Origin of the sequence: Paenibacillus sp. NPDC057934, from assembly GCF_042887565.1 — a bacterium.
In the GTDB taxonomy this organism is placed as follows: domain Bacteria; phylum Bacillota; class Bacilli; order Paenibacillales; family Paenibacillaceae; genus Paenibacillus_AQ.
Genome location: NZ_JBHVPB010000013.1, coordinates 114,337 through 135,758 on the forward strand (window position 1 = coordinate 114,337; position 21,422 = coordinate 135,758).

Below are 21,422 nucleotides of genomic sequence, written 5' to 3' on the forward strand. Positions count from 1 at the left end.
CTTCTCCGTTTTTATTTAATTATTTCAGATCCTCTTTAGAATGCCGAATCCACTTTATAAGTTCTGCACTCTTCGCTTTGGTTTCAGCAATATCTAAATATCTTCTAGCCTTATCCTTATCCACAACACTCATCTCTCTCCCTAAATGGAGCCATAACCTAGCATTCTCATTATCTTCTTTCAGACTTTCAATCAGCATATTTAAGTTACGCTTCTTTTTTTCTTTCAAATCTATTATGTTGAAATCATAGCCATCGTGAAGCAAATGAATATCGCTTTGGATTCTCTTTAAATTACCAAACGAAATCTGTTCATGGATTTTATCTTCGTATCTCAATACAGCTGGAAATAAACGTACATATCCGTTAGGTATGGATTCAGTAATAACCCCATCAATTGTGTTATCATAAACAATATCAAACACTGCTTGCTCATTTGTCTTGTTCATTTTATTAACAAGCTCTCTAACTTTAAGCTGATCCTGTTGAGGCAACACATCGTCAGAATCCACTACAAACACCCAATCATTAGTTACTTTAGATAAAGAGTAATTTCTAGCTGCTGAAAAATCATCTATCCAACCAAAATGAAATAGTTTGACGTGATTATGTTTGTTTTGATAAGACTCTATGATAGCTATAGTTCTATCTGAAGAACCTGTATCCACCACTATCACCTCATCTACAGCACCAATAATGCTGTCCAAACACCGTGCCATGCAGCGCTCAGAATCCTTCACAATCAAAGCAGCCGATACTCCCATACATATTCTCTCCCATAAAAGCAATATTTCCAATCAGACCTACTCTTTAAATCCCAACATAGCTTTCTTAACTGCCTCGAGATCCATAACTGCATTTTGATTATTCTGCTGGATGGCGTCAAAGATCTCTTTACGATAAATATCAATATCCTTAGGAGCTGAAATACCAATCTTCACGACATCTCCGTCAACAGATAGCACAGTAACGACGATATCATTCTGGATGACGATCGATTCACCCTTTTTACGTGTCAGTACTAACATCAGGACTCACCGCCTTCATCAGTTTGTGCAGAATCTGACCATAAAGGATGTCTAGTTGTGTATGCTGTGTTCTGAAGTACTATCTGCTTTGCCTTGCTATCGACTGTATTAAAAATAAGTGGAGCCAGCAGATTCACTGACACCTTAAGTCGATCACTATGCCAAGTAACTATACAGCGCACAGAGATCTGTTCTTCGTCCTCCACTTTAATCTCTTTCATAATATCCTCTGGAAGAACGAACTCGTAATCTGGATAGAACTCGAAGGGATTAACTGTAATAAAGGTTACTTCTGGTTGGTCTACTGCGCTTAGCAAGCTAAATGTATCGTTGTATTCCTTCAGTGAAAATTCCTTTAATTGTTCAAATCCGGGCAAGCCTTTGGAGAAAAAATATATTTGAATTATTTGTCCTTGTGTCATAATCTCATCCTCCTCGGAATACTAACAAAAGAAGCTATGGACTGCTAACTTGTCCATAGCTTCTCATCATGATTTCAAAGAATCAAGCCTATCTCATAAAATCCATCAAAGATGGCTGTAAAATTTGTGCGGATGATTTCAAGGCTGCCTCATATATAGTTTGTGCGGTTGTAGCCTTAATCATCAGACTCGCAATATCCGCATCCTCGGTCTTTGATTGTAGCGTGGTCAGATTCAGCTCCTGATCATTTAAGCGCGCTTGGACTAGTTCCACGCGATTTGTTCGCGCACCTACTTCAGATAAGCTAGCCTGCATTTTGACAGTTCTAGATTCTATTTTGCCGGATTGGGCAGCTATACCACTATAATTCCCACTTCCAAGTGCAGTTATCAAATCATCCATTAATTTGAAGACATTATCACTGTCCGTTGAGCCACCAAAAAACTCGCTCCCGGATGTACTTACCTGAAAGGTTGACTGATCGCCAATAGCATATTTCACTGCTCCTTGGTCTGTATCAATCTGCGCAAAGTTTGTTACAGTACCCGACAACTGGTAGGGAGGCTGATCATAATTTTGACCATTAAAAATATACTTCCCACGGATTTGGCTATTCCCTATGTTACCCAACTGTTCTTTTAATTGCTCCACTTCCAGTTTTATCGCATCTAGACCGGACTGAGGTACTGTTTCACTTGATGCCTGTACGGTCAGTTCCTTCAACCGTTTCATCACTTCGGAAGCTTGCTGCATCGTTGTATCTGTAAAATCAAGCCAACTCACAGCTGCATCCACATTCGTTTTAAACTGCTCATTAGATGCTAATTCAGCTCTGTAACGAAGAGCATACGTAACCCCAACCGGATCATCAGAAGGCTTGTTGATTTTACGACCAGTAGAGACTTGATTTTCTATATTGCTCATATTGCTATAATTCTTGTTTAGATTGTTGAGTGTCTGCATACTCATCATACCTTGGGTAACCCGTATAGACATATCATTGACCTCCTTTACTTAGATTAGAGACCTACCCGACCAGTTCCGTTGATAAGCTTATTAAGCATTTCATCAAAGGCAGTCATAAACCGAGATGCTGCACTATAGGCATGTTGAAATTTTATAAGGTCGGACATTTCTTCATCAAGCGATACTCCACTAACGGACTGCCTGCTCAGTTCAACCTGTTCGGTTAGTTCCTGTGCATTTTTGCTTTGACGCTCCGCTTCCTGGGTCTGAACACCCAACTGTCCTACAATCGATCTGAAGTAGTCATCTACAGTACCTGGTGCAGACAATGCAGTTCCAAAATCAAACTTGGCCATCTTTAACCCACTCATAATTAATGCCATATCGTTGTTACCGATGATCACCTTCTCATTAGGCGCACCAGGATTCTCAACTCGCATCGAAGTGGAGATTTTATTAGGATCCTTCTGAATATCTGGATTTAATGTAATGTTCCCTGCTGTAATTGGGCCACCATCCTTAGATGTGAAGAGAGGCAATCCCTTCTCAGGGGTAGCACCACTAACCGTATATCCTAATTGAAGGAGTCCGTTAATCCCTTTAACAGTCACCTTAGTATCACTTGCCAGCGTTCTGCCAGCGCCAGAATAGGTAACTCCGTTCAAAACCGTACCTTCTGGGAGAACTGATCCGGCAGGAAGTACTACTTCTACGTCCCCGTTCGCTATTGAATCAGCCAGCTGGTTCATTTGATTCTTATAGTCTGTAACATATTTATCTCTAGACATGAACATTCCAGCTACTTCACCGCCTGATAGCGTCCCACTATCATAGGCTGCTTTCAGTCCGTCAGCTGTCACAGGAGTTACTTCATTGCCTGTAACGACTAACTGCCCACCCAGTGTCACCTGATACCCATCGCTGAGCTGGTTAACCTGAACATTGGCGATTTTCGAGAGCTTGTCAATGGCTAGATCCCGCTGATCACGCAAATCATTCGGGTTTTGACCTAATCCTTCCAGCTTGATAATATTCGAATTAAGATCGGCTACCGTCTGCAATAATGAATTGGTTTCAGAAACCTTTAAAGTAATGTTACTAGTAAGGTCTGAAGTTAAAGCATCCAATTGTGTATTAACCTGGTTCATAGCGTCTGTAAGCGCCTGAGTAGTCTCTTTTACAATTTTACGGTTGGTAATATTCTCAGGATCCTTACTCAAGTCAGACCAAGCATTCCAAAAGTTATCTAGCACTTTGCGGAGGCCAGTATCGGAAGGCTCATTCATTATAGATTCAAGTTTCTGTAAAGAATCGTGACGGATATTCCAATTACCAAGATTAGAATTTTCATTGCGGTACTGATCATCCAAAAAACTTTGTCTTACACGCTCAATGGATTTGAATTCAACACCTGTACCCATTTGTCCGGCTGCAGTTGTGCGTAAAAACCCATAAGCCTCCATAGGGAGAGAAGCATTCATTTTTACAATTTGTCTGGAATACCCCTCTGTGTTAGCATTAGAGATATTATGCCCAGTTGTATTTAGTGCAGCTGTATGGGTATTCAGGCTTCGCTTAGCGGTTTCTATACTATGAAATGTCGAGGTCATCTTTTATTCCTCCATAATTAGGCACGGGTATCAAACAGTCCAGAGCGCTGTACTCCACCTGATTTTTCTGCCGGATGATGATAAGTTGCTTCGGTCTCTGAATAATAGGACATGCTTTCAATTGAAAAATCAATATAAGAGAGCGATTGTTGGATCAATTGTTGATTAAGCGCATTGGCCTCTTTCAACTGCTGAAGTGTTCCAGCAAGTTTCCTCTGAATATGTAACAGCCTTTGCTTCTCATCCAGATCGAACACAAGTCGCGACAGTTCGGACAGATTGAGGTTAAGATTCGAACGAATGCCTGCGCCCTGCAAAAATGCATAAATCGCTTGCGCACGTTCTTCTTCTAACTGCTCAATTGTTTTCATCTGCTTGGATTCCTTATTAATAATTTGAATCAGCATCTCAATCTTATTCTCCATAATTGCCTGCTTCTTGGTAGCGGCCAAATCCAGCATCTGGATATGCACCTCGTTCAGCCGCTCCAGCAGTTCGATCAATGTTGTCAATGCCATGGATGAATTCACCTAATTCTCGGAGGATTGCTTAAAATAGGGGGCGAGTTTCTCTGCGAGTTTGGCTGCGTCTACTTGATAAGTTCCAGCGGAGACCTGCTGTTTCAAGCTTTCAATCTTAACGGCGCGGTCAGCATCTACCTTACCGCTGTTCTGAGCCTGCAAGAGCTTCAAGGCTTCATCAGAAAAGGTAGCCTCATCCTTGCGCGAATTTTTCTTCATTTGTTCCTGCCTTTGCGATTCGGCACTCCGTTGATAGGGGTTAATCGCGTTAATTCGTCCGGTCTCGTTAATTTTCATAACTGCCACCTTCTTTCTAAAATAAAAAAGCCGATAATCTTTACTAAGTTTATCGGCGTGTGTTGAAACATTCTTTATAGCTGCAAACGTTTTTTTGCAGATTTAAGGCTAACGGAGCTTATCTATAGCGCGGTATGCACCCTCTTGAGAATGACCGGAATCTGCAGCGGCGCTTTCCTTGGCGGCATTAGTGAGATCCTTCCGCAGACGATTGCGGCAACTGTCACACATATGGCCTTCCCTAATCAGGGTTCCGCATACTTCGCATGGATACACCATATTGGGTGCGTTAGCTATGGAAATCCTACCTTCCCGAATAAAGCGGGTAATCTCTTTAATGGAAATCCCCGTGGCATCGGACAATTCCTGAATGTTAGTTCCTCTATTCTCTCGCAAGTAAATTACGCAGATCTCATATTCATGCTCCAGTTCCTTGATACAGGGCTGGCATAGCTCCATGAGATTCTTGACGTATAACCGGCCGCACCTTGGACAATTGTCGAGATTCATAAAAAGCAGCCGCTCCTCCCATACATTTTGTGCAAACATTACAATTCTTATGCTCCTAGATTACATGATTGAAGAGCATTCGTCCATCTCTTGCAATGGATATACAAAGAATTAGTTCCCTAGGAGCGGGCCAGAGTCAAACTGCGGATCTCCACAGCTACGCCACACTCGTCTGCAAGACGCTGCAGGGGCTCAGCACAGGCACGTAATGTGCTTCCTGTAGTGTAAATATCATCTACTATAATGACGCGCAGAGGAGCACCTTGGTTACGTCGTGTCTGTAGCCAGTCAGTGAATCTATCCGTCATCCCAGAATCAATGGCAAAGGCATGCTTCATGTCCGATAGCCGTTCGGCCCGGCTCTTAAAGCTCTGCTTTCCCGTATGATGAGTGCGAAGGAGCAAGGCAAGCTGTGGGATTCCCCTGCGCGTGGACAATACATGACCTAAACGTTCTGCCTGGTTAAAACCCCGCTCCTCCAGTCTGGCCCCACTGACCGGAACGGGAACCAGCAGATCCGCTCGCCACGGGTCTCCTCCTTTATAGCCTAGAAAAGAAAAGAGAGAGGTCCTTCTCTGTTCCCTTAGCTGAGACTGTCTTTCTCTATCCTGCTCCGCCTTCAGCAAACCATAAGCCCTGTCTAACATTAAGCCGAGGAGAATAGTGTATTTCTCATTCCCTCTATATTTATATTGCCCTATCAATTCACGCATCACCTCGTTATAAGCCACGGCACTACGGTTGCAAATCAGTGAGGTAGGTTCATTAGTTCGCGTACAATCCGGGCAGCCTACATGCCTTCCGCATGTGGTGCAGCGGGGAACCTGTATCCACGGTATCGTGACAGCACAGTTTGAACAGACTTCGGGCAAAGGCGACGGTCCCTGACTGTTCTTCCCGCAGATCAGACACCTGGTTAAGGGAGGCGCTAGCAACTGTTCTGCTTTTCTCAACCATCGTGATAGCATACTCATTAGAAACCCTCCTTATGAAGGTAACCCTTTTGACGAGCAATTCGGTTCATGGTACGAATCTGGTTGATGGCCCCCCGCTGCGAACGGTTCCACTGCGGAGAGATGAGGAAGGCCCTGCCCGCTGGATCATCCTTGGAACGCCCAGCTCGGCCGGCCATTTGAACAAGTGAAGCCTCATCAAAAAGAGAACTGTCCGCATCTAAGATAAACACATCGCTCCGCGGTACAGTTACCCCTCGCTCAAGGATCGTTGTCGTCACCAGTAGAGAAATGCTACGGTCACGAAATGCCGTCACTTTTTCCCCTCTTGCTACGTCCTGAGACGAGGTCCCTTCTATTGCCACACCTGGGAAGCGGCGACGCAGAAGCAGCAGCAAACCTTCGATGTGGGCTATACGGGATACAAATAAAAAAATCTGCGCGCTGCGGTCCAGCGATATTTGTAGCTCTTGAATCAGCTTCTTCGGCAAAGCGCCCCGTTTCAGACAGATTCTCACCGGGTCCGCAGCCAAATGCCGCGGTACAGGCAAAGGATGCCCGTGGAAACGAACCGGAACCCTGGCATGGGCCAGCTTCCCTGATTTGACTTGACGCTGCATGTCCATCGGCGGCGTGGCGGACAGGTAGATGAAACATCCGTCCGGCTTGCACGCCTGCCCTGCCGCATAGGCCAGCATCGGATCGTTATGGTAGGGATAGGCATCTAGCTCATCTATGATAACGAGATCGAAGCTGTGATAGAAGCGCAGCAGCTGATGGGTCGTCGCCAATGTCATCCGGGCGCCCACCCAGCGCTCTGCGCTGCCGCCGTACAGTACGGCGAGGCTCTCCGCCGGGAAAGCCCGTCCTAGCCGCGGCGCCAGTTCCAGTACAACGTCGCGCCGCGGTGTTGCTACGAGCGCCCGGCCTCCGGCGCCGAGCACGGCCTCCAAAAGCGGAAAAATCATCTCCGTTTTTCCCGCTCCTGTCACTGCCCAGAGCAGGAAACGCTCTGGGCTCGGGACGGCGGAGCGCTGCCGCCGCTCCGCCAGAAAAGCCAGCGCAGCTCCGGCGGCTCCCGCCTGGGCCGCGCTAAGCCCCCACCGGCGTGCCGCCACGGTGGGGTCAGAGCTGGCCGTGCATTGCACGGCCGGGGTCGCTGCGCTGCGCAGCAGCAGCGTACAAGCCCGGCTGCGACCAAGTGCGAGGCAGGCCTCGCAGTAGGCGCAGCCCGAGAGCCCGCACGCAGCACAGGGTGTGCGGGCAGTGGCAGCGCTGCCGCAGCGACGGCAGCGTGGGAGGGCGCGGCGCGAGGCGAAGCCGCGCTGGAAGCCTAGGTGCGGCGGACAGGCCGCGGCCGCACGCAGAGCGCCAGCGACCAACGGGAGCTGGCGTAGCCCTTGACGCGCGGCTCCGCCACGCGCGGCCTCACCCACACCAACAGCGGCTTCAATGCTCAGCCGCCCTTGCAAATGCGCCAGCTGGGCAGCGCGGCGCCAATGACCGCTTAATTCCGGGCTTTGATCCAGCAGCAGTGCTTCCAGCTCCGCTTCAAGCAGGGATCGCCCGGACACTGCATTTACCAACTGCTCTGCTTGGCTAGCCAGCAGGGCCAGATTCTCGATTCTTCCCCCAAGGAAAGTCACCTCTTCTCTGTCACTCCGATCTCTAAAGTTGCTATTCCATTCAAGAGCATCTGTCAATCTCCAGCTGTCACCCTCACATTTCCAAATCGAAATTCCGTCTACCAAACGCTTTGAGTGCCCTATGACACCGTCTTCCCCATCTGCCTTTAGTTCAGGCTGAAGAATATCCTTTATGTATTTACTCCACTCCTTGCTGCCCCAAGTGTGCATATGTTTTTCCGACCGGAATCGGTCATGAAGGAGTACCGCCCAAGCCAGGGGCATTTCCAGCGAGAGCAGAACCAGACGCTCCACCGCTTCGGCATGACTCCACTCTCCAGCTTTCTTCTCCTGATCTTGCCACCAATAAAAATCCACAACTGGCGCCAGAGAAATCCACATCCTCCATGTACCATTGCAATCCACAGCATAAATTGCAGCTTTCATCACAATCCCTCCTCAATGAGCTGACCCCATATAATCAGGAGATTCAACTGCCAATACTGAATTGCAGCACAGCAATGGCCTTCTATCTCCATCCTTTCTTTTCCAGATTCCATGACACAAGACATACAAAAAAGCACACTCCCCTATTTACCGGAGAGTGTGCTTCACCCATTACTTACATAGTTATTTAAATATCGCCATGCTTTGATTTTGATCCCCTACTTCCATCCACCTGCATCATAGGCCACCGGACGGTTTGCCCCGACAACCGCAAATCCAGTATAATTCCCTGCGATTTCGACATTTCTTCCTGGCCGAGAGCAGGCACAGCGGTTGCCATGTCAAGGGAGCAGCCGCTCCTGGCCATCCTGGATACGATCCCCATTGTTGTATCACTGGAGTTATCGTCCATCACAAGCACTCGTAAGGGCTTTCCTGTAAGAAAAGCATGAAACGTCAATGCCCGAATATACCATTCCACCACAGATTCGTGATTTCGAGTGATAAGAATATATTGAATCCACTTTCCGGATTCCCGTGCCTGACGGGACTTCTCCCGGATATGCAGCACGTGAACAAGGGCTACTGCGGATGAATAAACCGCTGCAATCCATATTAATTGAGCTACCATGGAGATGCACCTCCTCTGTATACCGACAATATATGCCGCTACTTAGGGGTCGGTGACAGCCCACATCATTTCATGTTACAAGCCGGATTCTCGGACGCTGCTGCCCCCTGGTTAATCATCCCTCATCTTTGCAGACAACAACCAGGGGGCAAAGACAGGCGTAACAGTTTCTTATTCTTCCGATCACCTTGGTATACAGACACCAGACTACCGGACATTTAAAATACTATGTAACGTAAGTCCCAGATACGTAACTACTCCAAAACGCTCTATTAAAACATCAGATAATTTACAAAGTTACCCAACCGTACTTGATCGAGTTAATTACAGCCTGCGTGCGATCATCCACTTCCATCTTCTGCAGAATACTACTGACATGGTTCTTGACGGTTTTCTCACTGATAAAGAGATATTCACCAATCATTTTATTGCTCTTGCCCTCTGCCATCAGACGCAGTACTTCGGCTTCACGACGGGTCAGCGGATTATTGTCTCCGGCAACGAATTTGACACCAGCTTCCTTCACCGTTGTCTCTGCCATTGCACCCGTTTCGTTCAGATAAGTCATGCGACGAAGTTGATTGATCAGCTTCCCAGTCACCTTTGGATGGATAAAAGCATGGCCGCCGCATACCGATCGGATAGCATTGATCAGTGATTCTGCTTCCATATCCTTCAACAGGTACCCGTTGGCACCTTTACGCAGCGTCTCAAACACATAGCTCTCATCATCATGAATGGATAAAATAATAACCTTTACATCAGGGAACATCTCCCGGAGCTTTTGCGTAGCCTCCACGCCGTTCTCAACTGGCATATTGATATCCATCAAGACAATATCCGGCTTGGTGACATTGCAAAATTCCAGGACCTGAATGCCATCGCCGCATTCTCCGATGACCTCGATATCTTCCTCCATGTTCAAAATCCTTTTGAGTCCTTCACGAAAAAGCTGATGATCATCCGCCAAAAGCACTTTTATAGACATTTTTTCAGAGCTCTGGTTCTCCATTGTATTACTCCTTTCCCTTCTCCACATTCGTCGGAATGTGAATTACGATTGTTGTGCCCTGGTTCTCGGCTGATTCAATTTCCATTCTTCCTTCCAGAAGCTCCACGCGTTCGCGCATTCCCAGCAAGCCGAAGCTTTCCCGGCTGCCCTGTTCTGTCTTCATTTTTTGCACATTGAACCCCAATCCATTATCTCTTACCACAATCTTCATTAACTGTGCCTGATAGGTGATCTCCACCAATACATAGCTAGGGTAGGCATGCTTTGCAGCATTGGACAGTGCTTCCTGGACAAGGCGATATACCGCCGCTTCCATGGCTGAAGAAAGGCGATATTCCTTGCCTCTGGTCTCAAAAGAGGTGCGGATCTTCGTCTTCTCCTCAAAATCATGCACATATTTCCGTAATGTCGGAATTAGTCCCAAATCGTCGAGCGCCATCGGACGAAGGTTAAAAATAACCTTGCGCATTTCCTCCAGGCTGTAACGAACCTGCCCTTTCAAGTCTATTACTTCGTCCTGCACCAGCCCAAATTCCTGCTTTACCAGCATTCTTTCAACAATTTCCGTCCTAAGGACTAGATTCGCCAGCATTTGAGCGGGACCGTCATGAATTTCCCGGGCAATTCTCTTCCGTTCCTCTTCTTGGGCCAGAATAATTTTGAGTCCAATGATCTGGCGATTCTTCGCCGATTCGACAATTCGGGTCACTTGTCCCAGTTCCCCAGACAAATATTCTAGGACTACACTCATTTGTGAACCAATCGATTCCGCACGTTCCACCGAATTTTCGACACTGCGGACACGCAATTGCAATTCATCACGACGGGTTCGCAGATAAGCCTCGCGCTCGCGTGTCATCATCAGCTCAAGCTGAAGTTCCGTTGCTTTTTCATAGGCAATGCGTATATCCTTCTCCGAATAACGGACAAAATCACGGCTGACTTCCGTCAGCCGGATACGGGAGCGGTGGTATTGCAGTTCCAGCTTATCTACCTTTTGCAATGTTTCATCCGTTTCTTCCATCACACGCTGCAGTTCTTTAGTGAGGGCAACAAGCTCGTCACGCGCTACCTGCAGGATTTCATATATCTGATACTTGCTGCTCTCCATCACGTCGATGGTGTTCTTGATGACGCGATCTATCGCATCGGCTTGAAATTCCACGGATGCTTGCCCCATTTCTATCGGATCGTTGTTAAAGGCTTGCCTTTATATTAACATATCACGATTCGATAGTTACGGTCTTCGTGTTCTGTTCCCATTTTACGGTTAATCCCAATTGTTCAGAAACCAATCTGAGCGGTACTAAAGTCCTGCCTTGTAGGAGTAAAGGAGCTACTTCAGCAATTTGACGTTTTCCGTTCAAGACATATTCCTTCTTGCCCAGCGTCAGATCGAGTACCTTCGACCCGCGCAGTACAAGAATTCTTTTGGTAACCGGATCCCACGTTGCAGTCCCTCCAAAGGCATCCAGTACGTAACGAATCGGCACATAGGTACTGTTGTCTTTAACAATCGGGGCCACATCTATCGGCTTTTTCTGACTGTTCACAGTAACTGTTTTGGAACCGATGACCATTGACGCTGTACCTTTCGGAAGACCCGCCTCACTTGATAGCGACGGCATCGTAAAAGTAATATTGTCAAAAGCTACCGTTCCTGTCTTCGACCGCTCATCCTGTCCCTCTTCTACATTCACAACATAGAGACGTTTAAGTGTCGCCGGGAATTTGATACCTGAACCTGTTAGATCGATGTTCAGACTCTTCCATCCCGTCCAATCAATCACCTTAGCCAGATCGACATATACGGTTGCACCGCTGTTATCCACGATTTCTGCTCGCATCCAATTTAGGCTCTTGTCACCCATGACATCCACAGACATCGAGGTAGCTGTAGCAGGGATTGCTTTGCCATTCGTTCCATTAAACTGTGCGTAAGCATACATTTTACCGCTGCCAGCAGTCATATCATAGCTCATGGACAACACCTTCGAGCCTACGCGATCAGGTCCTCCGTCCGTAACGACTGCCGTTCCCTTCACACCGGAAGCATTAGTGGTGAACGCGATTGGATAATTCACATTCTCAAAATCCTCCCAAGGCGTAGCCGCCGCCTTCGATAGCACAACAGCGGTACTGAAACCATCATATCGGGCAATTGCATAACCGGTAGTGACGCCTTCATCTACAGAAGCTACCGTCAGCTTACCATCCTGTACACTGCCTTTGAAACCAACAAATTCCCACTTCAATGCAGAAGCTGGAACTGCCACGGACGCCCCACTCTTTGTAACGGCTGTTACTGGAACCGAGACCGAAGCTCCGGCTGTTAGTGGCGCTGTTGCGGTTCCTATGGATAAGCTATTCAGGTCAATCCCACCCAGTACCGTCACCTTGGTATCTGCGCTTGCCCCACCGCTGGCTGCCGTCAATGTGACGGTTCCGGGCTTCACGGCTGTAACTTCACCTGCTTTGACAGTCACGCTGTCGCCACTGGATTTCCATGTAGGATTTCCAGCTGCAACGTCAATCGGGTTGTAATAAGTGTCATACCCCTTCAAAGAGTAAGTCGCCTTCTGACCGATCAACAATGTAGTATTACCACTAATCTTAATGCCTTTTATTTCACCCTGCGGAGCAGAGGTGTACACGCCGAGTCCATTAACGACACTTCTCTGCTCTGTACCATACTCTGTATTAAAAGTCAGTGTAGTGGAAGTTTCGGCAAGCGGACGGTCAACCATGGTTGTAGAACCGCCACCATCCAGATTAAGCCCTTTCCAGACTCCAATATTAGTCATGAAGGACTGAAGTTCGCTGAGTGACATTCCGGTGCTGTTGTTGTTCTTCTCTACAGCTATCACATACACATAACGACCATCCTGGGAATAACCCAGTGCCGTACGAGCACGGGTACCGTCAATGCTGCTCGTAGAGCGGGAGAACGACGATGCCTTCCCGTTATTTACGAGAATCGTATGTCCACCGATCATCGTTTGCAGCGTGCTCGGATCTAAAGCCTGCTGTGTTGTTTTGGAAATAAGTGAATAAGTGCTGGTTACGGGTTGACCAACCGTCAAATGATCCATCATAAACTTGGCTGCTTGTCCGTGTCCACGCAGAATAAAAGCACCCTTGGGGACAGCCATCGGCAGGGCAGCATTTTCAGAGAGTTTAGTAACTATACCGTTCTCTACCAGTGCCTCTGTCGGAGTAGTAGAACTATTCTTGGGCCGATCCAACGCCGTCCATACATCAGTATATATGTACAAGGCATTCGCATGGCTGTAGGTAGAAGTGCCGCCTTCCGGATTATAGGCCCCTTTGTTGACACCTGAGAGTGGGAATTGACTTCCATCCCCCGAGGATACCGTACCTTGGAAACTGAACTCATCAATGATCGGTTTCCGGTCTTTCGTCACGGCAAAAGCGTACATGCCATCCAACTGGGAAGGCGTGGACACCAGCACTCCACCAGATACTTGCCCACCAATAGGAGAACCCTCTCCTCCAGTATTGAAGTAATCTCCGTTTACCGCTGCGACTGCGCCCGTCTCCTTCGCCATACCCCCAGTACTTTGACGAGTGGTCAGCGTACCGCCCTTACCTGTCATGACATCCAGGGAAACATAAGGATTACTCAGGTCGACGCGGATCACATCTGCCAATCCGGTGGCGCTTTTTCCCGAGCGTACAGCTGTATATTTATACTTCATCATAACGGCTCCAGAGGTAATAACATCCTCACTGAGCTTGTTGACTGTTAGTGCCGTTGCCGCAGCTGCAATAGAAGCATTGTTCGCTGTCCATGGACTCATAAATTCACTACCGATTACCGGCATGATCCAAAGCACGCCTGCCAATGAGGCGGCGACCCATCTTTTTGCAGTCGTTGTTCTTCTCTCCTGCACAGACTCGTTACGTTGCTTACCCGTGAAAGCATTGTTCATTTCAGAATAACTCTCCCATCTCTTATTCTACTCTTCAATTCTATTCACAAAGTCTGGAAATCCATGTCCTATTTTCCTAGTATACATCAATAATAGACTTGATTTAGCCCGAAAAGTTGCGAAAATTGCGAGATTAAGAGCTTTCACAGTGGCAAATGTTCGTGCAGTGACGAACGGTTTCATGCTTGTGCCTACAAAAAAAGCCCGACTCTATGAGTCGGGCTTGAAACAAATTCTACCTCTTCTTCATCAATATTCAGTTATTACAAATATCCCACTTTGCTCAGCATCCGCTGTAGCATAACCGCACCTTCCGCACGAGTAGCATTACCCTGTGGCAGGAATGTACCCCCTGGCATGCCGAGAATAATGCCAGACTGAACTGCTTTGGCCACAAATTCGGCACTCATATTCTGAATTTTGGCCTTATCTTTGAAGATGCTCAGCGCTCCTGAAGGAGTACCCGTAAGCGTAATATAATTTCCAGTGTACTCCATAGCACGAATCATCATAATAGCCATTTGCTCGCGGGTAATATTGTCATTCGGCCGGAAAGTAGCATCTGTATTCCCGTTAATAATACCTGCTTTAGCTGCAGCACCAATATAATCGCCTGTTTGCGTAGATGGCTGAACATCACGGAAGCGTCCTGCGGCATCACGGTCTCCTTGCAATCCTAGTCCTCTGCTTAGCATCACCGCGAATTCGGCTCGTGTAATCTTCTGCCCTGGCTTGAAAGTAGAGCCATAGCTGTTATCGATGATGTTCTTTGCTGCAAGTTCTGCAACAACACTGTTGCTCCAATGATTGCCCATATCAGTAAAGGTACGTGTGGACAAAAACGTTCCCACAACTAGGTTACCTGGGGTAAGGGCACGGAGCAGCGTATAGTTTCCGGACTTGCTGACTTTAGTAGGCAGATACACGGCATCATAGTACGTCAGATCCAAGCGAGCCGCCGAAGTTTGGGCACTGTTTAAAGATGCTGTCGTACGGACTGTATACTCCCCTTTTACATTGACGGGCTGTGAATTGGCAAAGTTACTGCCTGTTACAGCTGTCATTCGAACATCCATCAAACCTGTGATCGGCTGCAATCCTTGGCCTTGAAGTTTTTGTTCAAACGGTGCGAAGGTTCCGCCTGGAACGCTCTCCATCCGTAGCACCAACGAGACGCTGCTGGCATCTGCGATCAAGGTGGTAACAAGATTGTTCATATCAATATCATTAAGTGCAATACTGTAGAGGTTCTCACCGAAACGAATAATGAGCTTAGCATTTTTGTTCCGGTTTACCGCATCAAGCAAAGGTTTCAGCGGAACAGATACATACGCTGAACGTTCAGTAGCAGGCACCTCAAAAGCAAGAATTGGACTTCCTGCCTTATCCAGATACTCGTAACTAGCAGCTACACGATCGGATGTCAGGCTGTATCTTTTAACAGATTGGTTATACAAAGAACGTTCATCGGCAACAGATGCAGAATCGCTTTTTAAGAGAGCATATTCCACACCGAACTCACTCGCCGCGAGTGTCCCCAGGTAAGCTGGACGATTACCATTTCCTGACGTAGTCCCTGTCAGATTCTGCACAGTCAATCCATTAAAGGAAGCAAGGCTATTCCCATTAAGGTCTTTGATCAATCCTGAACCAATCATGTAGGACATATCAACCTTCTGTCCGCTTTTTACAACCGTTGAGAGAACAAGTTTCAATGTTGTACCGGACAAGGCATAGCTTTGCACGCCTACAGTACTACCATCAACTCTCACTCCGAACTGATTATTATACAAGGTAGATGAAGCCTGCATATTCTTATTGAACGTCACAATAAGCTCATCCGCATTAACTGTCGCACTGGTAACCTCACTCACTGCGGTGGTTGATGACACCGTCACTGGCTGCAGGTTAATATAGGCTGCACGATTACCGTTCAGGTCGCTGATTCCCGATGTTCCTGGCACATATGAAATCGTCGCGTCTTTGTTTACTGCCAAAGCACTCTGTAGCGTCAAAATGACCTGTGAGCCGCTGACAGCTACATTGGTTACATAGTTAGGCGTATTTCCTACAAGCACTGAAAACTGACTGTTCATCGGCAGGTTTGTGGTAGAGAGCCCTTCATTATAGCTTAGCGTAATTTTATTTCCGGCACCCGTGGCACTTTGGAATTCTGGAGGAATGGTGTCATTGGTATTCCGAATAAAGAACTCGCTGAAGTCCGCTATATTTTGTCCAAATTGGTTTTGTAAAGGATACGAGGACGCATTATACGATACCCGGACTACCGTACCATTCCCTGCGTCACTGTTCACTGTCAGATATACAGTATTCCCGCTAGAGCTGATAGAACTAATTCCAAGCGAATATCCATCTGCTGTTACTGCGAACTGGCTATATGCGTAGGAATTTACTGGTTTAAGGGTATCATTAAAATTAAGCACCACTGACCGACCGGAGATTCTTCCGTCCTTTGGTGTCGGCATCGAAGATTCAACGGTATTCGTTACCTCTCTAGAAGAAAACGTACTTGCGGCATTCCCACTGGTGTCCTGTATAGTCCGCAATCCGCCGGAATACGTGATTCTAACAACCTGACCCACAGCAACGCCGGTGCTTAGGACTACAAATACACTGTCACCCTGAATATAGACACTATCAATAGGCCGTTTCTCATCATTTACGGTCACCGCAAAACTAGAGGTCAGTAGCGCAGCCGAAGAATTCAATGATTTATTGTATCTCAGCCGAATTGTCCGGTTATTTTCTAGCTGTGCGCCTGATAGCTGTGGCGCTGTTTTATCAATAACTGCAGTACGGAAGCTCCAAGAGCTCTTCCCGCTTAAACCATCATATAGAATTTTGGAATCTGTTGCATCGATAAAAGCACCTTTGGAGATATCAATATAGTAGGTCGTATCTCCATCCAATGTTGCTGCTGGCGTGATGAGATACTCTCTGGCCGTAGTGCCTTTAGTAACGGAAGCTGGAACTTTAACTCCGCTACTTTTAAATAAGGTGACACCATTCGCTATAGAACTATTGAAATTGACATCTCGGCTAAACGTAATTGCAAATGTTTTGTTGATCGGGACACCCTCACTGCGATCAGACGGATTTAGTGACGATACACTAGGTCCTGCCTGGGAGACTGTCGTAAACTTCCAAGTATATGGACCCGAAGCCGGAAACAAATTACCATCCTGATCGTAAAAAGAACCCTGAGGTATTGTGACTGTATAAGCAGTACCGTTCAGCAGTGGAGATGCTGTAGAAGCCGGATACAGCGTAATCACATTGCTCCCACCACCAGTGACCCCAGTAGAATTTACATCAAGCCATCTGGTGTTGCCATCAATGACCCCACCAGCAGCCACAATAATCACTCCGGACACTGGCTTCATCGGACGGTCAAAGGTAAGTGCAAGAGATCCGGTGGTAGATATTTCTCCCGCGTTGTTCGCCGGAAAAGGAGTCACCGGGAAGTCTGCTACTGCCTTGGTTGAAAATGCCCATGCACTGCCGTTCGAGATGCCTATGAACGTTCTGGAATCATCATCCTTGAACGCATAAGCATCAATTAATACATAATAATTCGCCCCAACCTTCAGCTTATTAGCCAGGTTTAAAGTGACTGAAGTAGCGTCCGCACTGCTCTGTATATCTACACCAGGTTCACCGTCCACCATCCTAAAGCTTTGAACGGTCGAATTGTCGGCTGAGGAGATCAGTTTCACAGAGCCACCGCCCGGTATCAGCTTCTTATTAAGCTTCAAACTGATCTGCGCCAAGGTGCCAGCATCTACTCTTGTATTATTGGCAGGAGAGAACGCACTGACTGTAATCTCATTATTGACCTCGGGAGCGGTTGTAAAATCCCATACAGTAAGTCCCGACTCATTGCCATCAGCGTCTTTAAATACGCCTTTTGGTATAGTAACTGTATAGGTTTTATTCGGGGCCAGTAGTTGTCCAGCTCCCCATTTAAGCTCGTAATCCTTGGAAGTACCTATTAATCCGTAACTGCCTATAGGAATCGTTACAAAAGGCGTACTGGCGCCTTTAGGGGTGATGCTAATTTCACCAGATTGGGGATTCACCAACCGGTCAAAGCTCAATCTAAGTGTAGTGGCTACATTTACAAAAGCTACTCCCTGTCCCGGGGAGACATTAATACCGAATTCAGAAGCAGCATACACTGCCGAACTCCCGATCCCGATTGATGTACTGACCGATCCTAATAACAACTCTCCTGCTAAAAAGAATGCCGTCCACATGGAGATTTTCTTTTTCATTCTTCGATAACTCCTCTCAAGCCGTACTTCACATTTTATCGTAGCGCATATACTCTTATATTTCGGTTGAAGGGCTTCCAAAGTTTAGTAGAGCTGTTTCAAGAAGCTCCTACATCTTCAACTCTTGTGCTGACAAAAAAACACCCCTAAATCTCCACTTCAATCGAAGTAGCAATTTAGAGGTGTTATATGATCAAAATATAATTGCTTGCAACAAATAGATTGCTAGGCCCATATCCAAATTCTGACTTAGATACCCGACAGAGATCTCAGCAATTCAGCCTTGTCTACGCGTTCCCAAGGAAGATCAACATCTGTACGTCCAAAGTGTCCATAAGCTGCTGTTTGTCTATAGATCGGCTTACGCAGATCTAGCATGGAGATTATACCGGCAGGACGAAGATCAAAGTTATCGCTGATCAGCTTCGACAGCTTTTCCTCACTGATTTTACCTGTACCGTATGTATCTACATTAATCGAAACAGGATTCGCTACACCAATGGCATAAGCCAGCTGGATTTCACATTTGTCGGCAAGACCAGCCGCTACAAGGTTTTTGGCTACATAACGTGCTGCATACGCTGCAGAACGGTCTACTTTAGTTGGATCTTTACCGGAGAATGCGCCACCGCCATGACGTGCATATCCGCCATAGGTATCGACGATGATCTTACGTCCAGTCAGGCCGGCATCACCTTGTGGTCCACCAATTACAAAGCGGCCCGTAGGATTGATGAAATATTTTGTCTCCCCGTCAAGCAACTCAGCAGGAACCACAGGCAGAATTACATGCTCCTTGATATCTGCTTGAATCTGCTCCAACGTGATTTCTTCCGCATGCTGTGTAGATACAACAATTGCGTCTACGCGTACAGGCTTCTCATCCTGGTATTCAATAGTAACCTGAGTCTTACCATCGGGACGCAAATAATCCAACGTACCATTCTTGCGCACCTCAGACAAACGACGAGCAATCCTGTGAGATAAAGCGATTGGAAGTGGCATCAGCTCTGGCGTCTCATTGGTTGCAAAGCCAAACATAAGTCCCTGATCTCCAGCACCAATGTTGGCAGTTTCTTCAGCAACCTGTGCAGGATCACGGTTCTCCAGAGCAGCATTAACCCCCTGGGCGATATCTGCTGACTGCTCGTTCAGAGAGGTCAGCACGGCACTAGTATTATAGTCAAAACCATACTTGGCATCTGTGTAACCAATTTCTTTAATAGTGTTGCGCACAATCGCCGGAATATCTACATATTCCGACTTGGTGCTGATTTCACCAATTACCAAAACTAGTCCAGTGGCTACAGCCACCTCGCAGGCAACACGGGCGTTTGGATCATTAGCCAAAAAAGCGTCAAGTACAGCATCAGAAATCTGATCGCAGATTTTATCCGGGTGCCCTTCCGTTACTGATTCAGAAGTAAATAAGTGGCGTCCTTTGATAGACATGAACATCAACCTCCTATACGAATGATATGAATATTTTAACAGATAAATAGTCCAAAAGAATATATTAGAAAGCAACTAAAATGTGTATGTCTTCAAAAAAATGAACCTTTTCCACAGGGAAAAGGTCGATTGCTTTCCTCAGAAGTCATATTATCTTATTTAAAAGAAGCTGTCAATTCCACCCGGTTTCGTTGGTACCTGGTAATTTATAATTAAAACAATGATTCTTGCGCTTGCTGGATGAGTCTCTTCGTAATTTCTCCGCCAACAGAGCCGTTATCTCTGGAAGTTAGATGACCCAGGTATTGACTTCGTGAAGATGCGTTTGTGAAGCCCAGTTCAGAAGCAAACTCCGTATCCGCTCCACCACCATAGGATGGCCCATATAATCCAAATTCCGCTGCAATTTCATATTGCATTTGCTTTAGCATTGTCCGACTTTCAGGTACGACTTTACGATTATTACGTGCCATGTACTGCACCTCCTGCATATTGTAAGAATACAGGTCTATTGTGCGCATACAGACATACCTTCAACCGGCTTAATGTTTGTTAATCCAGGAAAAGAGTGCCGCTTGAAACAAACGTTGTATGTTTAATTTTTAAGTGACGGATTGTAATATGAAGTGCGACACCTAAGAAAACAAAAGGCCCATGATCGAATTCGTGTAAAATGGAAGTTACCACACCACCATGATTACAGGAGAATCCAACATGAGCTACTCCCTTCTTAGCATAGTTGAGCGCGGACAACTAGAGATCTTATATCGACTAGGTTGGTCGGCTCGGGCAATCAGCCGCCAACTCGGACGTCATCATGCCACCATTTCCCGCGAGATCAAACGGTCTTGCTCTCAAGAATCGTATGAATCATTATCCTCAAAAAAAGCCTATAAGCAGCGCAGAGCAGCCAGCATACCTAACGGAAAGTTCACTCCTGAGCTTGCTGAGGAACTCCAAGAGAAGCTAAAGCAAACTTGGTCCCCCGAGCAAATAGCTGAGAAGCGAAGACGGGAGGGAAAGGTGTTCGCATGCTTCAAGACCATCTATAGATGGCTCTATGCAGGCCTTCTTGCAACAGTGGAAGTCAAGCACCTTCGTCATAAAGGAAAGCGTCGTAACCCACTGGAAACCCGTGGTCGATTTCTGGTTGGAACCCCAATAAGCGAGCGTCCCAAGGAGGTTCGCAAACGAGAAACCTTTGGTCATTGGGAGCTAGATACCGTTGTTTCGAGCCGAGGAAAGAGCCGCGCTTGTGCGGCTACTTTTATCGAACGTAAGACAAGGATGTACATGGCGCTAAAGATGCCAGACCGTACGGCCCACTCCATGGAGATAGCCTTTGGTGTGGCTGCCAGCCAGTACCCACCAGCCGCTTTTCAGAGTGCTACAACCGATCGCGGGAAAGAGTTTGCCTCTTATGCTGCATTGGAAAACGTTCACGATTTGAAAGTCTATTTCGCGGATCCTTACTCTTCCTGGCAGCGAGGTTCTAATGAAAACGGCAACGGTCTTTTGCGAGAATTCTTTCCTAAAGGACACGACTTCGCAGAGGTTACGGATGAGGAATTGGCCGACGCCATTCGCCTGATTAACGACCGTCCTCGAAGGTGTCTAGGTTGGATGACCGCTAATGAATCTTTCATGGCCGAAGTGTCGCACTTAGCTTGACAAACCGTCAAGTATAATCGTTTCTATTC

At 46.8% G+C, this 21,422-nt stretch carries 18 protein-coding genes; 1 reads left to right on the top strand and 17 read right to left on the bottom strand.

The genetic code is table 11. The annotated features are described in order from the left end of the window. Positions 1-19 precede the first annotated feature (19 nt). The 17 genes from ACFVRY_RS25895 to ACFVRY_RS25975 form a co-directional block, all read right to left on the bottom strand. Entirely contained in the window at positions 20-763 is a 744-nt protein-coding gene (locus ACFVRY_RS25895; protein WP_387503178.1) for a glycosyltransferase family 2 protein, read from the bottom strand. A gap of 39 nt (positions 764-802) precedes the next feature. Then, positions 803-1,027 carry a carbon storage regulator CsrA gene (csrA, locus tag ACFVRY_RS25900; RefSeq protein ID WP_387503179.1) on the bottom strand — a complete coding sequence of 75 codons (225 nt, stop codon included), beginning with the start codon at positions 1,025-1,027 and terminating at the stop codon, positions 803-805. Further along, on the bottom strand, positions 1,027-1,449 hold the full coding sequence (locus ACFVRY_RS25905) for a flagellar assembly protein FliW (RefSeq protein ID WP_387503181.1): 423 nt from the start codon (positions 1,447-1,449) through the stop codon (positions 1,027-1,029). The genes csrA and ACFVRY_RS25905 overlap by 1 nt, the downstream gene beginning before the upstream one ends. Before the next feature lie 88 nt (positions 1,450-1,537). Beyond that, positions 1,538-2,446 (bottom strand): flagellar hook-associated protein FlgL, encoded by a 909-nt coding sequence (gene flgL / locus ACFVRY_RS25910; protein WP_387503182.1) that lies wholly within the window; start codon positions 2,444-2,446, stop codon positions 1,538-1,540. A 23-nt stretch (positions 2,447-2,469) separates the two neighbouring features. After that, positions 2,470-4,026: a flagellar hook-associated protein FlgK gene (gene flgK / locus ACFVRY_RS25915; protein ID WP_387503183.1), complete on the bottom strand. Its 1,557-nt coding sequence runs from the start codon at positions 4,024-4,026 to the stop codon at positions 2,470-2,472. 17 nt (positions 4,027-4,043) lie between these two features. After that, on the bottom strand, positions 4,044-4,544 hold the full coding sequence (locus ACFVRY_RS25920) for a flagellar protein FlgN (RefSeq protein WP_387503184.1): 501 nt from the start codon (positions 4,542-4,544) through the stop codon (positions 4,044-4,046). Positions 4,545-4,556: 12 nt separating this feature from the next. After that, complete coding sequence (flgM, locus tag ACFVRY_RS25925) at positions 4,557-4,844, bottom strand: flagellar biosynthesis anti-sigma factor FlgM (RefSeq protein ID WP_387503185.1); 288 nt, start codon at positions 4,842-4,844, stop codon at positions 4,557-4,559. A gap of 108 nt (positions 4,845-4,952) precedes the next feature. After that, the gene (locus ACFVRY_RS25930; protein ID WP_387503244.1) at positions 4,953-5,354 is read right to left on the bottom strand and encodes a TIGR03826 family flagellar region protein; all 402 of its coding nucleotides are present in this window, start codon (positions 5,352-5,354) and stop codon (positions 4,953-4,955) included. Between the two features lie 119 nt (positions 5,355-5,473). Next, the gene (locus ACFVRY_RS25935) at positions 5,474-6,328 is read right to left on the bottom strand and encodes a ComF family protein (RefSeq protein ID WP_387503186.1); all 855 of its coding nucleotides are present in this window, start codon (positions 6,326-6,328) and stop codon (positions 5,474-5,476) included. Then, positions 6,328-8,379: a helicase-related protein gene (locus ACFVRY_RS25940; protein ID WP_387503187.1), complete on the bottom strand. Its 2,052-nt coding sequence runs from the start codon at positions 8,377-8,379 to the stop codon at positions 6,328-6,330. The genes ACFVRY_RS25935 and ACFVRY_RS25940 overlap by 1 nt, the downstream gene beginning before the upstream one ends. A gap of 187 nt (positions 8,380-8,566) precedes the next feature. Beyond that, the gene (locus ACFVRY_RS25945) at positions 8,567-9,010 is read right to left on the bottom strand and encodes a glycosyltransferase family A protein (protein WP_387503188.1); all 444 of its coding nucleotides are present in this window, start codon (positions 9,008-9,010) and stop codon (positions 8,567-8,569) included. Positions 9,011-9,299: 289 nt separating this feature from the next. Next, positions 9,300-10,022: a response regulator transcription factor gene (locus ACFVRY_RS25950; protein WP_066378934.1), complete on the bottom strand. Its 723-nt coding sequence runs from the start codon at positions 10,020-10,022 to the stop codon at positions 9,300-9,302. A gap of 4 nt (positions 10,023-10,026) precedes the next feature. Further along, positions 10,027-11,187: a sensor histidine kinase gene (locus ACFVRY_RS25955; RefSeq protein WP_387503189.1), complete on the bottom strand. Its 1,161-nt coding sequence runs from the start codon at positions 11,185-11,187 to the stop codon at positions 10,027-10,029. Between the two features lie 58 nt (positions 11,188-11,245). Then, entirely contained in the window at positions 11,246-13,975 is a 2,730-nt protein-coding gene (locus ACFVRY_RS25960; protein ID WP_387503191.1) for a stalk domain-containing protein, read from the bottom strand. A 263-nt stretch (positions 13,976-14,238) separates the two neighbouring features. Further along, the gene (locus ACFVRY_RS25965) at positions 14,239-18,270 is read right to left on the bottom strand and encodes an Ig-like domain-containing protein (protein WP_387503192.1); all 4,032 of its coding nucleotides are present in this window, start codon (positions 18,268-18,270) and stop codon (positions 14,239-14,241) included. A gap of 249 nt (positions 18,271-18,519) precedes the next feature. Beyond that, positions 18,520-19,722 carry a methionine adenosyltransferase gene (metK, locus tag ACFVRY_RS25970; protein WP_387503193.1) on the bottom strand — a complete coding sequence of 401 codons (1,203 nt, stop codon included), beginning with the start codon at positions 19,720-19,722 and terminating at the stop codon, positions 18,520-18,522. 212 nt (positions 19,723-19,934) lie between these two features. Next, on the bottom strand, positions 19,935-20,195 hold the full coding sequence (locus ACFVRY_RS25975; RefSeq protein ID WP_387503194.1) for an alpha/beta-type small acid-soluble spore protein: 261 nt from the start codon (positions 20,193-20,195) through the stop codon (positions 19,935-19,937). A gap of 241 nt (positions 20,196-20,436) precedes the next feature. Here ACFVRY_RS25975 and ACFVRY_RS25980 point away from each other — a divergent pair, with 241 nt between their 5' ends. Further along, positions 20,437-21,393 (top strand): IS30 family transposase, encoded by a 957-nt coding sequence (locus tag ACFVRY_RS25980; protein WP_387503195.1) that lies wholly within the window; start codon positions 20,437-20,439, stop codon positions 21,391-21,393. The last annotated feature ends 29 nt before the right edge of the window (positions 21,394-21,422 follow it).

Excerpts from the sequence above, each read along its gene's own strand:
- ACFVRY_RS25895 (WP_387503178.1), bottom strand. The coding sequence starts at position 763 with ATGGGAGTATCGGCTGCTTTGATTGTGAAGGATTCTGAGCGCTGCATG.
- csrA (WP_387503179.1), bottom strand. The coding sequence starts at position 1,027 with ATGTTAGTACTGACACGTAAAAAGGGTGAATCGATCGTCATCCAGAAT.
- ACFVRY_RS25905 (WP_387503181.1), bottom strand. The coding sequence starts at position 1,449 with ATGACACAAGGACAAATAATTCAAATATATTTTTTCTCCAAAGGCTTG.
- flgL (WP_387503182.1), bottom strand. The coding sequence starts at position 2,446 with ATGTCTATACGGGTTACCCAAGGTATGATGAGTATGCAGACACTCAAC.
- flgK (WP_387503183.1), bottom strand. The coding sequence starts at position 4,026 with ATGACCTCGACATTTCATAGTATAGAAACCGCTAAGCGAAGCCTGAAT.
- ACFVRY_RS25920 (WP_387503184.1), bottom strand. The coding sequence starts at position 4,544 with ATGGCATTGACAACATTGATCGAACTGCTGGAGCGGCTGAACGAGGTG.
- flgM (WP_387503185.1), bottom strand. The coding sequence starts at position 4,844 with ATGAAAATTAACGAGACCGGACGAATTAACGCGATTAACCCCTATCAA.
- ACFVRY_RS25930 (WP_387503244.1), bottom strand. The coding sequence starts at position 5,354 with ATGAATCTCGACAATTGTCCAAGGTGCGGCCGGTTATACGTCAAGAAT.
- ACFVRY_RS25935 (WP_387503186.1), bottom strand. The coding sequence starts at position 6,328 with ATGAGTATGCTATCACGATGGTTGAGAAAAGCAGAACAGTTGCTAGCG.
- ACFVRY_RS25940 (WP_387503187.1), bottom strand. The coding sequence starts at position 8,379 with ATGAAAGCTGCAATTTATGCTGTGGATTGCAATGGTACATGGAGGATG.
- ACFVRY_RS25945 (WP_387503188.1), bottom strand. The coding sequence starts at position 9,010 with ATGGTAGCTCAATTAATATGGATTGCAGCGGTTTATTCATCCGCAGTA.
- ACFVRY_RS25950 (WP_066378934.1), bottom strand. The coding sequence starts at position 10,022 with ATGGAGAACCAGAGCTCTGAAAAAATGTCTATAAAAGTGCTTTTGGCG.
- ACFVRY_RS25960 (WP_387503191.1), bottom strand. The coding sequence starts at position 13,975 with ATGAACAATGCTTTCACGGGTAAGCAACGTAACGAGTCTGTGCAGGAG.
- ACFVRY_RS25965 (WP_387503192.1), bottom strand. The coding sequence starts at position 18,270 with ATGAAAAAGAAAATCTCCATGTGGACGGCATTCTTTTTAGCAGGAGAG.
- metK (WP_387503193.1), bottom strand. The coding sequence starts at position 19,722 with ATGTCTATCAAAGGACGCCACTTATTTACTTCTGAATCAGTAACGGAA.
- ACFVRY_RS25975 (WP_387503194.1), bottom strand. The coding sequence starts at position 20,195 with ATGGCACGTAATAATCGTAAAGTCGTACCTGAAAGTCGGACAATGCTA.
- ACFVRY_RS25980 (WP_387503195.1), top strand. The coding sequence starts at position 20,437 with ATGAGCTACTCCCTTCTTAGCATAGTTGAGCGCGGACAACTAGAGATC.